At 42.5% G+C, this 15,144-nt stretch carries 13 protein-coding genes; 3 read left to right on the plus strand and 10 right to left on the minus strand.

The window, feature by feature from the left end; genetic code table 11:
• Positions 1-76 precede the first annotated feature (76 nt).
• From D2962_RS10855 to D2962_RS10870, 4 genes are all read right to left on the minus strand, one after another.
• Positions 77-826 carry an ABC transporter permease gene (locus D2962_RS10855; protein WP_120765840.1) on the minus strand — a complete coding sequence of 250 codons (750 nt, stop codon included), beginning with the start codon at positions 824-826 and terminating at the stop codon, positions 77-79.
• Positions 823-1,563, minus strand: a complete 741-nt coding sequence (locus D2962_RS10860; RefSeq protein ID WP_122014977.1) for an ABC transporter ATP-binding protein — start codon at positions 1,561-1,563, stop codon at positions 823-825. Before D2962_RS10860 ends, D2962_RS10855 begins: the two co-directional genes overlap by 4 nt.
• Complete coding sequence (locus D2962_RS10865; protein WP_122014978.1) at positions 1,556-2,548, minus strand: ABC transporter substrate-binding protein; 993 nt, start codon at positions 2,546-2,548, stop codon at positions 1,556-1,558. The genes D2962_RS10860 and D2962_RS10865 overlap by 8 nt, the downstream gene beginning before the upstream one ends.
• Before the next feature lie 61 nt (positions 2,549-2,609).
• Positions 2,610-3,656, minus strand: a complete 1,047-nt coding sequence (locus D2962_RS10870) for an FAD:protein FMN transferase (protein WP_122014979.1) — start codon at positions 3,654-3,656, stop codon at positions 2,610-2,612.
• 416 nt (positions 3,657-4,072) lie between these two features.
• Here D2962_RS10870 and D2962_RS10875 point away from each other — a divergent pair, with 416 nt between their 5' ends.
• Positions 4,073-5,797 (plus strand): FAD-dependent oxidoreductase, encoded by a 1,725-nt coding sequence (locus tag D2962_RS10875; protein ID WP_122014980.1) that lies wholly within the window; start codon positions 4,073-4,075, stop codon positions 5,795-5,797.
• 123 nt (positions 5,798-5,920) lie between these two features.
• Here the strand turns inward: D2962_RS10875 and D2962_RS10880 are convergent, their stop codons facing one another.
• Together D2962_RS10880 and D2962_RS10885 are read right to left on the minus strand one after the other, a co-directional pair.
• Positions 5,921-7,564 (minus strand): M20/M25/M40 family metallo-hydrolase, encoded by a 1,644-nt coding sequence (locus D2962_RS10880; protein WP_245984620.1) that lies wholly within the window; start codon positions 7,562-7,564, stop codon positions 5,921-5,923.
• Between the two features lie 28 nt (positions 7,565-7,592).
• A complete protein-coding gene (locus D2962_RS10885; protein WP_120765835.1) occupies positions 7,593-8,657 on the minus strand; it encodes an alanine/ornithine racemase family PLP-dependent enzyme in 1,065 nt (354 codons plus the stop codon).
• Here D2962_RS10885 and D2962_RS19280 point away from each other — a divergent pair.
• Together D2962_RS19280 and D2962_RS10890 are read left to right on the plus strand one after the other, a co-directional pair.
• Positions 8,656-8,790: a hypothetical protein gene (locus D2962_RS19280; RefSeq protein WP_281273659.1), complete on the plus strand. Its 135-nt coding sequence runs from the start codon at positions 8,656-8,658 to the stop codon at positions 8,788-8,790. The two genes, D2962_RS10885 and D2962_RS19280, sit on opposite strands and share 2 nt — an antisense overlap.
• A 162-nt stretch (positions 8,791-8,952) precedes the next feature.
• Positions 8,953-10,242 (plus strand): cyclic 2,3-diphosphoglycerate synthase, encoded by a 1,290-nt coding sequence (locus D2962_RS10890; RefSeq protein WP_122015775.1) that lies wholly within the window; start codon positions 8,953-8,955, stop codon positions 10,240-10,242.
• A 3-nt stretch (positions 10,243-10,245) separates the two neighbouring features.
• Here D2962_RS10890 and D2962_RS10895 read toward each other — a convergent pair whose 3' ends face one another.
• The 4 genes from D2962_RS10895 to D2962_RS10910 form a co-directional block, all read right to left on the minus strand.
• The gene (locus tag D2962_RS10895; RefSeq protein ID WP_120765834.1) at positions 10,246-11,658 is read right to left on the minus strand and encodes a sigma-54 interaction domain-containing protein; all 1,413 of its coding nucleotides are present in this window, start codon (positions 11,656-11,658) and stop codon (positions 10,246-10,248) included.
• A 130-nt stretch (positions 11,659-11,788) separates the two neighbouring features.
• Complete coding sequence (locus D2962_RS10900; RefSeq protein WP_122014981.1) at positions 11,789-13,036, minus strand: DUF1015 domain-containing protein; 1,248 nt, start codon at positions 13,034-13,036, stop codon at positions 11,789-11,791.
• A gap of 132 nt (positions 13,037-13,168) precedes the next feature.
• On the minus strand, positions 13,169-14,143 hold the full coding sequence (locus D2962_RS10905; RefSeq protein ID WP_120765832.1) for an ABC transporter ATP-binding protein: 975 nt from the start codon (positions 14,141-14,143) through the stop codon (positions 13,169-13,171).
• Positions 14,143-15,132, minus strand: a complete 990-nt coding sequence (locus D2962_RS10910; protein WP_120765831.1) for an ABC transporter ATP-binding protein — start codon at positions 15,130-15,132, stop codon at positions 14,143-14,145. Before D2962_RS10910 ends, D2962_RS10905 begins: the two co-directional genes overlap by 1 nt.
• Positions 15,133-15,144: the final 12 nt, after the last annotated feature.

The following is a 15,144-nucleotide window of genomic DNA, read 5'->3' on the forward strand; positions in this document are numbered from 1 at the left end:
AGTACCGGCTTTTTTACAATAGAATCAAGAGAAAAAAATCACAAAGTTGTAATATTATTTTAGGATTGTTAATATTTTAACATATCCTTATTTCGCAATATTTCCATCTACAGATAACTTTTTCCACAAAATCCGTAAGCAAAAACAGCAAGAGTCCAATTAGGCTCATTCCCAGAATCCCGGAAAAAAGTTCATTGTAGTCCGCCCGGGTCCATGCATCCATTATGAAATATCCTATTCCACGGGTGGTGGCGAAGGTTTCTGTGAAAAACAACACCGAAAGGGCTGTCCCAAGACTTATCCTCAATGAGGTAAAGATTTCAGGCATGCATGCCGGAACCACCACATGTCTGTAAATGTCGGTTTTGCTGGCACCCAGACTTTTTATGGAATCCAGGCTCTGATACGGGATATTTTTTGAAGCATCCCTTGCGGTAACAACCATATGAAAAAATACAATTATGGATATAAGCAGTATGCGCGGCAAATCCCCTAATCCCAGCAACATAAGCAGCACCGGCAAAAATACAATTTTAGGAATCGGATAAAGGAGCAGTATTACAAAAGAAAAGAAATTATCCACCTTTTGCTCCCGGCCAAGCACCAACCCCATAGGAACTCCAACGCAAAAGGCCAGTATTAAACTGGCAAGGATCCGGTACAGGCTTACTGCCATATGTATTAACATGCCATCTTTCAAGAGATCCGTAAATGTTAAAATTGTGGTATAGGGTGAAGGTATAACCGGCCCGGCTGTTATAGACAGCCCCTGCCAGATTGCCGCTATGAAAATAGCTGCAAAAATATAATGTTTTATTTTAATCATTTGACATACCTCGACATTTTATTCCTTACGAGATTTACTGTTTTATAATGCCTAACGCTCTGCCTGAGTCCCCATCCTTCATTGGATATGATATCCATTATTTTGCCCGGAGATGGTGAAAGTATTATAATTTTTTGCCCTAGAAAAACAGCTTCTTCGATGCTATGTGTTACCAGAAGTATTGTCATGGGGTTTTGCCGCCACAGATCTAAAAGCTCGTGCTGCATGTTTTCCCGGTTGAATGCGTCCAGAGATGAAAAGGGTTCGTCCATCAAGAGTAAGGATGGCGAAAGTGCCAGGGCCCTCCCTATGGCAACTCTCTGTTTTTGTCCGCCGGATAACTGTCCGGGATAGTGGTGGGCGAAAGGCTTAAGCGACAACTTGTCAAGAATATCTCCTACAATCACTCTTAATTTATCAGGATTTTCTTTTCGTATAATCAAACCCAGGGCTATGTTTTGCTCAACTGTTTTCCAGGGAAAAAGTCCAAAATCCTGTAATATCACCGCCGTATCCCTGGAGGGCCCCTCAACCTTTTTCCCTTTTATTGAAACACTGCCTTCCGTCGGTTTCAGGAGGCCGGCAATGGTATAGATGAGGGTGGTTTTTCCACTGCCCGATGGACCGACCATGGTATATATTTTATGGTCCTCAAGAGTTAGATTAATATTCTCCAGGGCTTTTACCCTTGCATTTTTAGTAGAGTAGACAACGGATACATTTTCAATTTTAACCATTTCTTTCTGTTCCCTTAAGATTACAATTATTTTTTATGAAGGTATCATCCACCAGATCTTCATATGTCAGCTGCTTCTTCAACATTTCTTTTGCTTTCATCCAATCCAGAACTTGTTTTATATCACTATCCGTTGGGACCGAAAGCCCTGTATAATGAGGAAACTCGAAGGTTCCAGCCACCTCTTCCGGAAAGTGGGCGGTGGCAAGAACATCCCTGAAATTTTCGGGATTGGCATTGATATCGGAAGTTACCTTTTCATATGCTTTATATACTTTTTTTATTGAATCCTCTTTGTTATTTATAGCCTTTACAGTAAATAGCATTATGCCGGGGGCCAGGGCCGTATCTTTGGTAGAAAGCAACACCCTTGCTCCGGATTTTACCGCAAGGGTTGATAAGGGCTCCGGCAGGCACGCCGCATCCACCTTGCCGGATTTGAGCATTTCAAGCCTTACAGGCATCTGGGCTACCACAACCTTTTCTATTTCGCCGTCGGAAAAACCCTTTTGGGAAAGCATTCTATCTACCACATATTCTATTATGGTGTTTTTAGACAGAGCCACTTTTTTGCCTTTAAGCCCACTTACATCCGTTATGCCTGAATTCGGTGCAGCCAGGATATCATATTTCCCATTGGTTATGGATGTGATTTTTACATCCAGCCCATTTTGAACAGCAAAGGCTGCCGCCAGGATATCCCCCACCTCACCATCTATGGCTCCCCCCTGCAGAGCTGCGTCCCTTTCCACAGGATTTTTAAAGGAGACCAGTTCTACCTTTACTCCCTCTTTGTTAAAGTATCCTTTAACATCAGCGGCTATAAAAGGAACAGAATCCACGTCCGGCAGTATGCCGATTTTTACAACTTCGGAACCAGAGGCAGGCTGCGGTGCAGCATTTTTTTCCGTTACGTTTGTAGCATTAGTACACCCACTCAACCCAAAAAGTAAAAAGATAAGCAACAGGACAAACAATTTCTTCATTTTCCCCTATCTCCTTTCAAATTAGTTTTTCTTTAAATAAATAGTGTTTGATTTTGATATTTTAATCCGGTAGTTTTTCCAGCCTAAACTGGCTGTTTATTATTTTAAAATTATATTTTTCTATTCCGGAACTTGTATATACTTTGCGGTCTTTTGTTACAAATACCGCCTCTATGTGCGGCACCTTTTCCACATATTTCATGCCGTCTTTTAATCCCAGGGCAAAAACCGTTGTAGAAAGGCCGTCGGCATCTATGGAGCTGTCAGATATGATCGTGACGCTTACCAGGCCATTGTCTACGGGATAGCCTGTAGATGTATCCAGAATATGGTGATACCTTTTTCCATCTTTTATAAAGTATCTTTCATATACTCCAGATGTAACAAGTGTCTTATCTGCCACATCTACCGTGGCAAAAGTATTTCCCCTGGGTTCAAAGGGGTCCTGGATTCCTATTTTCCATGGGGAACCGTTTGGTTTTTTGCCAAGGACATATATATTCCCACCCAGGTCGGCGGCGGCGCTTTTTATACCATTCGCTTTTAGTATCCTGACCACTTCGTCGGCGGCATAACCCTTGGCAATAGCCCCTAAATCAATGGCCATGCCGGGTTCCTTTAGCATGACGCTGTTTTCATTTTCATTTAGGACCACATTTTTATAGTTTATATGTCCCAGGGCATTTTTAATTTCCGCTCGGGAGGGCACCCGGGCTTTATCTGTGCCTATACCCCACAATTTAACCAGAGGGCCTATGGTTATATCAAACCTGCCATGGGAACTTTGAGAATAATAAAGGCCTTTTTTTATGACATAAAAGGTATCGGGGCTCACCTTTTGAAAATCTTTACCCGCTTTTTTGTTTATATCTATAACTTCGCTGTCGTCGCCGCTGGCAGTCATCTTTTTTTGAATATCATTTATCCTGTCATAAGCCTGATCAATGGCATTTGAAGCATTATCACCGTAGGCAGTTATCTGGATTAAAGTATCCAGCAAAAAATTCGTTTTCGTAACGGGATTTTCCGCTTTGGTTCTTCCGCAGGATGTAAGAAGCACTGCCACCAGGATTATTACGAAAATTTTTAGAGATGTCTTTGTTGTCAATTATAACGGCGCACGCATGAAATGGCTCTACGCTGTCGCCTTTCCTCCCTTTATGTCGGTGTTTTAATATATTGGTTGTTTTAAAGAATACTTAACATAATTCTCCATAAATTTTCAAATTCCTGCACACATATAACATGTAAATTTTTTTATACAGAATGTTTTTTTATGCAAACACATGTCAAATAAAATAATAATTTTATATTTATAAAGAAGGAAAAAACATTTTTTCATAGAATATATATAAAATAAATACAAAATACATTGTATCACAAATGTATTAAAAAATGAACATGTTGTTTCTTTACAATTTTGTCGAAGCAGTGTATACTATAATTGAATCAGTAATGATTATTATTTTATCTTAGCTTGTGATGGTTACTACAAATAATAATAAAAATTGAGGGGGAAGGGCAATGGATGAAAAAAAGAAAATTGTTGTTCTGGGAGGTGGATTTGGGGGTCTTACCGCTGCTCAAGCACTGGATAGATTCTTAAGGCGAAATAAGAATGTGGAGATAACACTGATAAATAAGAGCCCAAATCAAATTTACCTTACCGAGTTGCACGAAGTAGCGGGAAATCGTATCCCGCCGGAAGGCGTGGAGTATTCTCTCGAAACCGCCCTTGAAGAAACCAGAATTAAACTTGTTGTCGATGAAATTCAAAAAGCCGATTTAAAAGAAAGAAAACTTTACGGTATCGATGGTGTATATTCCTTCGACTACCTGGTTCTGGCCTGCGGTAGCGAACCCACTTTTTTTGGCATCCCGGGAATGAAAGAGAACGCATTCACATTATGGTCCCATGAAGATGCCCTGAGAATAAGGGAACAGATCATAAAAATGTTCAAAGCCGCCAGCACGGAACCTGATGAAGAAAAGAGGCGCGAGTACCTCACCTTTGTAGTGGGCGGCGGCGGATTTACGGGCATTGAAATGGTGGGCGAGTTGGTGGAGTGGATTGAAGACCTCTGCCTTGATTACAACATAAAACGTCACGAGGTTTCACTCATGGTCATAGAAGCGCTGCCCAAAATCCTGCCCAATCTTTCCGACAGTTTAATTGAAAAAGCCACCAATTATCTGAAGAGAAAGGGCGTCCGTATCCTTACCAACTCTCCTATTACCAATGTATCTGCGGATTCCTTGACTCTCAAGTCGGGTGAAGTCATCAAAACCCGCACCCTCATCTGGACCGGTGGAGTTCAGGCCAATAGTTTTGTGGCATCAATGGGGCTTAAGACTTCTGGCCGTGGTAGAGTTACGGTAAATGAGTACATGGAGACCAGTGAACCGGGAATATATGCCATAGGAGATAACTGTTGCTTTATCGGAGAGGATGGCAAACCCATGCCGGCACTGGTAGAATCGGCAATGCAGTCAGCCCACTGTGCGGCACACAACATCGCCGCTGAAATAAACAATAAACCCAAAAAAGCGCTCAAATTACATCTACACGGAAACATGGTTTCTATAGGTGCGGAGTACTGTGTGGCCGATGTCATGGGATTTAAACTTACTGGTTTTCTTGCTACAGCTATAAAACACCTGGCTGATATGCATTACTTATTCGGCATCAGCGGCATAGGATTCATAATGGATTATATAGATCACCAGTTCTTCCGCAAGACCCGCAACAAACCTACGGTTATTAAACATATTGGCGTCAGCACCAGTACTGCCTGGCTGGCATTGCTCAGGATATACCTGGGTTATAGGTGGCTTATGTCAGGTCTGGAGAAAGTGAACACAGGCTGGCTTTCAGCAGGTAACAAACTGGTGGCCGGAGCCTCTACAGCTCCTATTGGCCCCAATACGCCTGAATGGTATGTGAACTTCATGGAAAAAGTGGTATTCCCCCATGCGCTGCTGTTCCAGACCATGATCACTCTTGGAGAACTTGCCATAGGTATTTGTCTAATACTGGGCCTCTTCACCGTACTGGCAGCTCTGGGCTCCATATTCATGAATATCAACTTTATGATTTCCGGTTCCGGGGACATGTGGTTCCTGGTGGTTTCCGTAGTAATGCTGGCTGGTGCCGGACGGTCTTTTGGCCTTGACTACTACGTGATTCCCTATATCTCTAGAGTGGTCAAAAGGTTCCTGCGCCGCGGAGAAATAAAACTGATAATGTAAAAGAAAAGAGGGTAAGATATAAATCTTGCCCTCTCTTTTTATCTCTAGTAGCCCACCCTTAGTGTTGTAAACACTTTCAGTTGTTCAACACCAAGGGTGGGCTACCTATTATGTGTTATCAATTCAACCCAATAGCCTTTCTATGGTTTTTTGAAGAATCATGGGCATGGCATCGAGCGAATAAGATTGGCTTATTCTTTCGGTCAATTTATGGGCATCTTTGCCGTACGGGCCTATATTTAATACAGGCATGCTTATTTGTTGTATTGCCTCTACCGGCAGTGAGTATTTTTTCGGCCAGGCTGGCATGTTATTTACCAGTTTCCTGATGCTCTCTTCGTTTTTCGATATGCTGCAGTAGCTAAGGTCTGATATATATGGGTAAAACTTTTTGACAACTATTTTGTATTCATATTTCTCCCTGACTTCTTTCACGGCTTGTTCTACTGCATCTAGCAATTTTGCTTCTCTTTGATTTGCCCCTTCCACAAAAATGTGAGGATAGAAAGGCGGGGCAAAGTAGATTATGATTAGCGGATTTTTGTCCGAATAATGCTTATGTACTTCCTGCACTATTCTCAGGGAAAATTCTCTGTCATCCGCACCCATCTTTAGTAATTCATCAGTTAGTGTTTTGAGTTTGTTATCAATTTCCTTTCCTATTTCACCTTTAACATTTTTGTACAGTTCTTCGAAGGACAAAACCCTTGTCCGCCAGGGAAGTCTTTTATATGGGGTGCCGCTCAGCTCGCAATATTTCCTGTAATTTTCATTGAGCATTCTTATGGTATTTTCAAAGGCCATGATAGCTTTTTGTTTAAGTTTCTCCAGGACCTCATCCGGCTGGCTTATGTGTGTGGCAAAATTAAAATACAGGTTTACAGCATTCACCGTTTGCACCGAATATTCCGTCTTCAGGTCCCTCTGGTGGAGGCTTATGGGAGGAAGGGTGGCCTCACCACCGGCTACATCACATAGGTCGTAGTTTAAATCTACCTCTTTCATTAACTCCGATGCCAGCAAATTCGCATCAAGGCCGCTGAAGGCTTCCCCTACATGGGTTTCCTTTCCGTATACATAAAAACAGGGTAGAAGTTTACCCACAGTCCCAATATACACATATTTATTTTCATCTCCGGTATACTGGCCTGTCATGTAATCAGTATCTATTGCTGCTATAAATTCCCATCCCTTTTCCTTTGAAAGTTCTGCCAGATCCTGAACAGCAGAGAGCATTCCTGCCGAATTTCCCTCTTCATCCGGCACTCCGATAAAGACAAGATTTCCCTGAAGTTTTTCAAGCTGTTCCGAAAACTCTTCTATCATCACCATCTGAGAAGCTACCCCTGTCTTCATATCAAAAATTCCCCTGCCAAATATCCAGTTATCGGACTTCAGGTCATTTGTGATTTCTTCATCAAAACTTTTTTTGCTCAACATCTGCTTTAATATTTCAGGTTCCGTGGCATATTCCTTGAGGTCCCCATAATCATCCGTACCAACTGTATCTATGTGGCCGAGAAGTAATACTGTATTGACAGAAGCTTTTTTACCCTCCAGGAAGGCCATAACATATTTTCTATTCAAAGAATCATTTTTAAGGTCCTTAAGCTGAAGATTCCTGGAATTTTGTATAAAATAATCCACTTTTTTTAGATAGTCATATATATATTCAACTGCTTTTATTTCTCCACGGGTTCCAACCACACTGGCAATTCTGGTTAACTCCAGCGATAGCCTTTTTATTTTTTCACCCATATCCGGCATAACTCTCCTCCTCTTTTAAAAAGTGGAACTATACTATTTTCTTGCCCACATACTCCGATGTCATAAGGCTCAGCATGGCACCATAGGACATGCGGAATTGGATGATAGAACCCACCTGGATATTCCTGCTATTTGTTACATCCACCAACAGGTGGTCGCTGCTGCCCCCCAGTATTTCCATAGTTTCATCCACCGGTGTTAAACCCTCGATCCTGCAGTCCTGCTTTCCCAGAGCCACTATGGCCCTTTTCATGGGGCCTTTGTCCACAAATACCGGAATATTTCCAAAGGCATCCCGACCTATTTCTCCTATAGGACTTGAAGGTTTTACCTTTACTTCAATTACTTCGGTCTTGAGTACCATAGTATCCTGCAGGGTCCCCGGAACCTTTCGGAAGTTGGTCACATCGGTGCCCAGCAGTATGGCCTCCCCTATCCTGAACTGGTTTATGCCCGGCGCAAGACCGCCTTTTTCTAAAAGTTTCAGGGTCGCCGTATTGCCCCCTGACAGCGTTTTTACTTTTATACCATACCTTTTTTCTATGTCCCCTGCAAGATCTACCAGAACTTTTGTATTTTCGTAACTTGCCAAAATACCTCCGTAACATCCCAGATTGGTGCCAAGGCCTTCAAATTCTACTCCCGGCAGTCCGAGAATCTTTCCCACCATATCCAGCACATCCTCCGGCATAACTCCTTCTCTCAGGTCCCCCACATCCACCATTAAAATTACCCTGTGCTTCTTCCCCTGAATCACGGATTCCTGTGAAAGCGCCTTAATGACATCTATTTCCGAGTTCAGGCTGCCGTCAGCCCATCGTACAACTTCAGCTACCTCGGAGAGCATGGGAATCCTTATAAGGTAAATGGGGCAGTTTAAACTATTTTGCCTCATGGAAATAATGTTTTGAATCCTGGAGTCTCCCAATTTTTTTATCCCTGCTTGAAGCATGGCATTTACCACCGGCGTCATGGCACAGACCCCTTTTGACACTCCCATGACCTCGATATTATGTTTTGAACAAAAATCCACTAAATACCCGGCATTATGCCGGATTTTTTCAATGTAAATTTCCACCAGGGGGTAGTTCATGTCACCAACCTCCGATAAATTATTAAGCAATTTTTATACCAGGGAATTTAGATTGAACCTGAATAATTTTGGCGTAAAAAGTCACTCTCCTGCCGGAGATGGCCCGGCACCTCAGTTCATGCTGCTGCTCTAGAGTTTAATCCTGCGCTTCGTGGATGTTCATCGGATGCAAATTTTTTTTGCAGAAAAACCATTAAAACACAGTAAATAAGACATGGCACAATTTTTGCTAAAATCTTTAATAGAAAAATACATAAGGGAGGTTTAAACCTTGGACAAAATCAAAACAATCATCATGGGCGCTGCTGGAAGAGATTTCCATGTTTTCAACACTTATTTTAGAGACAATGATTCATATGAGATAGTGGCCTTTACGGCCAATCAAATTCCAAATATCGAGGGCAGAAAATATCCTCCTTCCCTTGCCGGTAGACTCTATCCCAAAGGCATTCCTATTTACCCTGAAACTGAACTTGAAAATCTCATAAGAGAAAATAACGTGAAACAGGTAATTTTTGCTTACAGTGACATTTCCCATGAAGATGTGATGCACAGGGCATCCATCGTATTGAGCGCCGGCGCCGACTTTCGCCTGATGGGGCCCAAAAACACCTGGATAAAATCGTCAAAGCCAGTGGTATCTGTTTGCGCCGTCAGGACCGGCGTAGGAAAGAGCCAGACCACCAGAAAAGTATGCCGGATTTTGAAGGATATGGGCAAAAAGGTGGTGGCCATAAGGCATCCAATGCCTTACGGTGACCTGGAAAAACAGGTTTGCCAGCGGTTTGCCTCCTATGAGGACCTGGATTTTCATAAATGCACAATAGAAGAAAGGGAAGAATATGAACCTCACATAGATAACGGCATCATTGTATATGCCGGCGTAGACTACGAGAAAATCCTGAGGGAGGCCGAGAAGGAAGCGGATGTGATTGTATGGGACGGCGGCAATAATGACTTTCCGTTCTATGTTTCGGACCTACACATTGTACTGGTGGACCCTCACAGGCCGGGCCATGAGCTAAAGTACCATCCCGGAGAAATGAACCTTCGGATGGCCGACATAGTTATCATAAACAAAATAGATACCGCCAATATCGATGATATTAACATACTTCGGGAAAACATTGAAAAAGTCAATACCAGAGCCACGGTGATAGAAGCTGCATCGCCCATTTTTGTCAGTGAACCGGAAAAAATTCGCGGCAAGAGGACCCTGGTGATAGAAGATGGTCCGACACTCACTCATGGAGGCATGACCTTCGGTGCCGGTTACATGGCCGCTAAAAAATTCGGTGCCCGCGAAATAATAGAGGCAAAGCCTTACGCTGTAGGCAGTATTAAGGACACTTATAAGAAATACACCCACCTTTCCACAATATTGCCTGCCATGGGCTATGGCGAAAAACAAATGCAGGAACTGGAAGAAACCATTAACCGGATAGATTGTGAAGTGGTCGTATCCGGCACACCCATTGATCTGACCAGGGTAATAAAACCGAATAAACCCATTGTCCGGGTGAAATACAATCTACAGGAAATAGGGAATCCGACATTAACCGATGTATTGAAAAAATTTGAATAATGATCATCTTATCCCATATTTTTTCATGTAGTATTGCAGCAATTGTCTTTTAATGCCCATTTTTTGTGCAGCTTTGGTAATATTTCCCTGGGTGCTATTTATTACTTCAACTATAAGGTTCTTTTCGTAATCAAAAATTCTTTTTTTAAACTGAACCCCCGTAAAAACGGGGGTCTCTTTTTCAATATAATTCTTAAAAGCCCCGAAACTTAAAAATCTAAGGTGCTCCCTTTTAATCTGACCTTCATCCACATAATTCATAAGTGCTTCTATAACATGCTCAAGCTCCCGCACATTTCCGGGCCATGTGTACTCCTGAAAAATATCTATAACATCCTCCTGGATACCCGAAACATTTTTATTAAATTTCTCATTATATTTTTTTATAAAATAATATACGAGGTCATATATATCCTCCCGCCTTTCCCTTAGAGGCGGGATTTCCACATATATAACACTGAGCCTGAAAAAAAGATCTTGTTTTAGCTTCCCGCTTTCCAGAAGCTTCGAAGGCTTTTCATTGGTGGTAGCGATAATTCTCACATCCACAGGAATATCTGTCACATCTCCGAGGCGCCGGACCACTCCTTCCTGAAGCACTCGCAGCAATTTTGTCTGGAGGGCATGACCCATGTTGTTTATCTCATCAAGGAGAATAGTTCCCCCATCCGCCTGCTCAAATAGGCCTGGCTTGTCTATAGCGCCGGTAAAACTACCCCTGGTTGTGCCGAAAAGAATGCCCTCAAGGATACTTTCCGGCAGGGTAGCACAGTTTTGCGCTATAAACGGCATATTTTTTCTGGGACTTGCATTGTGGATGCTCTGGGCAAAAAGCTCTTTTCCCGTTCCTGTTTCACCATAAATCAAAATGGAAGAAGTGGTTTGGGAGGCTTTTTTTAATATGCCGATTATCTCCTGAATCCTATTATTTTTTCCTATAATGTTGTCAAAATTATATTTCAATCCCACATTTTTTGATCGAGTAGATTTGCACCCAAAGCCTTGCTGAAGGTTAACGACTTTTTCACTGAGGTCAAGGATAACCGATATATCCCGGGACACTTCAAGGGCCCCAATTATCTCACTCCTATCAGTGATAGGTATGGTGGTATTCACCGTTTTTATCTGCTTTCCCTTATAGTTAAAGTATTGCTGAAATCTTCCTTTAATCGGTTTTCCCGTCATTACTACCCGGTAAAGGGTGCTTTCTTCAGGGGTAATGGAAGGAAATACTTCAAAAATAGTCTTGCCTACCACCAGGCTTGCATCCAATCCCTCAAAGTGGGAAAGAGTCCTGTTATAAAACATAATTCGGCATTCCCGGTCTACTATTAAAATCCCCTCGTCGAGAGTATCAAAAATATTTTTGATGCTTTCCAATGATAGTATATTTTTTAAATCATGCTGCTCCGGCACATTTCCACCCCCCCCCGAACAAGATTTTGCCGAAAACTGCAAAGGATGCAAATAAACGCAAAATATTTTTGCTTTAATTGAAAAGAGATTTTTTCCCGTGAACTTTATTTTTTGTAGAATAATGTATCTTTTAATCAAGACTATGAATAAAGATTCCACTCCTCAACTTGGGTTCAAACCACGTGGATTTTGGAGGCATAATTTGTCCTGCATCGGCTATGCTCATCAAATCTTCCATGGAAGTGGGATACATAGAAAAGGCTACTTTCATTTCCCCGCTGTTTACTCTGCGCTCCAGCTCTTCTAAACCTTTTATACCGCCTACGAAATCTATTCTGCTGTCAGTCCTTGGGTTCGAGATGCCTAAAATAGGTGCAATGATATTATTTTGAAGGATGGAAACATCAAGCCTTGCCACAGGATCATCCTCATTAAAAATACCACTTTTGGTGCGAAAGCCGTACCACTTTCCATTTATGTACATCCCAAAAGTATGCTTTTCTACCGGCTTATATGGGGCCCTGTCCCTGTATATGACATCAAATTTTTCTCCAATTTTTCGTATAAGTTCATCTTCCATAAGACCGTTTAAATCCATTACCACCCTGTTATATTCCAGTATGGTAAGTTCATCATCGGGGAAAATTACAGATAGGAAATAATTATATCCTTCATTGCCGGTAAAATCCGGATTTTCCATTCTTCTCATCAGCCCAACTTTGACAGCGGCTGCGGCTCTGTGATGGCCATCGGCGATGTACAATGATGAAACTCCGGAAAACAATTCCACCATCTTTTTAATAACGCTTTCATTATCTATAACCCATACCGTTTGGGCAACACCATCGTCGGATATAAAATCATAAACCGCAGGATTTTCGGCAGACCATTCATCGATGATAGCGGTGATTTCCGGATTCTTTCGGTATGCCATCAGGATTGGCCCGGTATGGGCATTGGTATATTTTACATGGTTTATCCTATCCTGTTCCTTTGGAGCCAGGGTGTTTTCATGCTTTTTTATAATATTATTCGTATAATCGTCGATGGAAACGCAAGTGACCAGGCCCTTCTGGGATTTGCCACTTTTCTCCAAACGGTATATATAGAGGTATTCCGCTGCATCTTTAACAAATACTCCTTTTTGGATCATTGCCTTAAGATTTTCCCGGGCTTTCTCATAAACCCTATCATCATGAGGGTTAATAGATTGATCAAAATCTATCTCCGGCTTGTCTACATGCAAAAAGGATATTTCATTTGCTTTTACCATTTCTCTAGCTTCGTCGGTACTCACCACATCATAGGGTAGTGCAGCCACCTTTGCCACAAGTCCCGGTAATGGCCTGATGGCATTAAATGGTTTTATAGTAGCCATAGTATTCCTCCAAATATCGTTTCTTTAATTATAAAATACTTTCTAAAAATCGTCGAGTTTTTTTCAATGTGATTGATATTAACCCGAATTGATTTAAAAAGAGCCGGAAATCTCCGGCTCTTTTTTTGTCTATCAATACAGGTGGCATGCAACGAAATGTTCGCTGCCCACATCCTTTAATTCAGGCTCTATCTTGCTGCACTCGGGTTTTGCATACTTGCAGCGGGTGTGGAAATGACAGCCGCTGGGCGGATTTACAGGACTGGGCACATCTCCTTCCAGGATTATCCTTTCCCTCTTAACCTCCGGATCCGGGATGGGGATGGCCGAAAGAAGAGCACGGGTATATGGATGCAGGGGTTTATCATACAGTTCATTTTTCTCGGCAATCTCCACTACTTTGCCCAGATACATGACCGAGACCCTATCGCTGATATGCTTTACAACGCTGAGGTCGTGAGATATGAAGAGATATGTGAGGCTAAATTTTTCCTGTAATTCCTGCATCAGGTTTAACACCTGGGACCTTACCGAAACATCCAGGGCGGAAACGGGTTCGTCACATATGATGAGTTCCGGGTCTACCGCCAGTGCCCGGGCAATCCCGATCCTCTGGCGCTGCCCGCCGGAGAACTCATGAGGGTACCGCCTTATGTGCTGTGTTCCGAGGCCAACCACGTGTAAAAGTTCTAACACTTTTTCTTCTTTCTCGTGGCCTTTTGCCATACCAAAGATGTCCATGGGTTCACCTATGATATCCCCGATGGTCATCCTGGGATTTAAAGATGCATAAGGATCCTGGAATATGATCTGCATTTTCTTGCGCATTTCCCGCATTTGTTCTTTTTTGAGTTTTAGTATGTTGTTTCCACCATAATTTATTTCCCCTTCGGTGGCGTCAAGTAGTCTTAAAATTACCCGACCCAAGGTGGACTTGCCGCATCCGCTTTCACCCACAAGGCCCAGGGTTTCTCCCCGCTTTATGAACATATCCACCCCGTCTACAGCCTTAACATAACCCACGGTTTTTTGTAAAATGCCGCCGGTAATAGGAAAGTATTTTTTTACTCCCTTAACTTCCAACAATTTTTCCTGAGTGTTTACCATTACCTGCCGCCTCCTTTCCACTCATCAGTATATTTCCAGCATCGTACCTGCTGCCCGTCAATGTGCAATAATTCAGGTTCTTTTGTCTTGCATATTTCCCTGGCTTCAGGGCAGCGTGGGTGGAACCGGCAGCCTGACGGCATGTTAAATGGATTTGGAACAACGCCTTCGATAACATACAGTTTTTCTTTGGGCTGATCAAGCCTGGGAATAGAACCCAGAAGGCCTACCGTATAGGGATGTTTCGGATTTTTGAAAATGGTCTTGACATCGGCATATTCCACTACTTTGCCGGCATACATGACCAGCACGTTTTCCGCCATCTCGGCCACAACACCCAGGTCATGGGTTATGAGCATTATGGCCGTTCCCAGTCTTTCTTTCAAATCCTTCATGAGCTCAAGGATCTGGGCCTGTATGGTAACATCCAGAGCGGTGGTAGGTTCATCGGCTATGAGAAGGGCCGGGTTGCAGGAAAGCGCCATGGCTATCATTACCCTCTGCCTCATACCGCCGCTCATTTGATGAGGGTATTCATTTACCCTCTGTTCAGCTGAGGGAATACCCACGAGTTTTAACATTTCAACGGCTTTGGCCAGAGCGTCTCTTTTGTTTAAACCCTGATGAAGTTCTATAGCTTCACTTATCTGTTCGCCTACGGTAAAAACAGGGTTTAAAGATGTCATGGGCTCCTGAAATATCATAGATATATCGTTTCCGCGGATTTTGCGCATCTCGCTTTCAGATTTTTCAAGAAGGTTTTCACCTTTAAAATACATTTCACCATCTACAATTTTCCCCGGAGGGTTAGGCACAAGTCTTAAAAGAGACAGGGATGTAACGCTTTTGCCACAGCCTGATTCCCCGACTATGCCCAGAGTTTCTCCTTTTTTGATGCTGAAATCAACTCCGTCTACTGCCGGAACCACTCCATCATCCGTAAAAAAGTAGGTTTTTAAATTTTTGACTTCCACAAGATTATCATTCATTATACTACCCTC

Source organism: Biomaibacter acetigenes (assembly GCF_003691585.1).
Lineage (GTDB): Bacteria > Bacillota > Thermosediminibacteria > Thermosediminibacterales > Tepidanaerobacteraceae > Biomaibacter > Biomaibacter acetigenes.

Coding starts and splice junctions, on each gene's coding strand:
- D2962_RS10855 (WP_120765840.1), bottom strand. CDS start 826: ATGATTAAAATAAAACATTATATTTTTGCAGCTATTTTCATAGCGGCA.
- D2962_RS10860 (WP_122014977.1), bottom strand. CDS start 1,563: ATGGTTAAAATTGAAAATGTATCCGTTGTCTACTCTACTAAAAATGCA.
- D2962_RS10865 (WP_122014978.1), bottom strand. CDS start 2,548: ATGAAGAAATTGTTTGTCCTGTTGCTTATCTTTTTACTTTTTGGGTTG.
- D2962_RS10875 (WP_122014980.1), top strand. CDS start 4,073: ATGGATGAAAAAAAGAAAATTGTTGTTCTGGGAGGTGGATTTGGGGGT.
- D2962_RS10880 (WP_245984620.1), bottom strand. CDS start 7,564: ATGCCGGATATGGGTGAAAAAATAAAAAGGCTATCGCTGGAGTTAACC.
- D2962_RS19280 (WP_281273659.1), top strand. CDS start 8,656: ATGTCACCAACCTCCGATAAATTATTAAGCAATTTTTATACCAGGGAA.
- D2962_RS10885 (WP_120765835.1), bottom strand. CDS start 8,657: ATGAACTACCCCCTGGTGGAAATTTACATTGAAAAAATCCGGCATAAT.
- D2962_RS10890 (WP_122015775.1), top strand. CDS start 8,953: ATGGGCGCTGCTGGAAGAGATTTCCATGTTTTCAACACTTATTTTAGA.
- D2962_RS10900 (WP_122014981.1), bottom strand. CDS start 13,036: ATGGCTACTATAAAACCATTTAATGCCATCAGGCCATTACCGGGACTT.
- D2962_RS10905 (WP_120765832.1), bottom strand. CDS start 14,143: ATGGTAAACACTCAGGAAAAATTGTTGGAAGTTAAGGGAGTAAAAAAA.
- D2962_RS10910 (WP_120765831.1), bottom strand. CDS start 15,132: ATGAATGATAATCTTGTGGAAGTCAAAAATTTAAAAACCTACTTTTTT.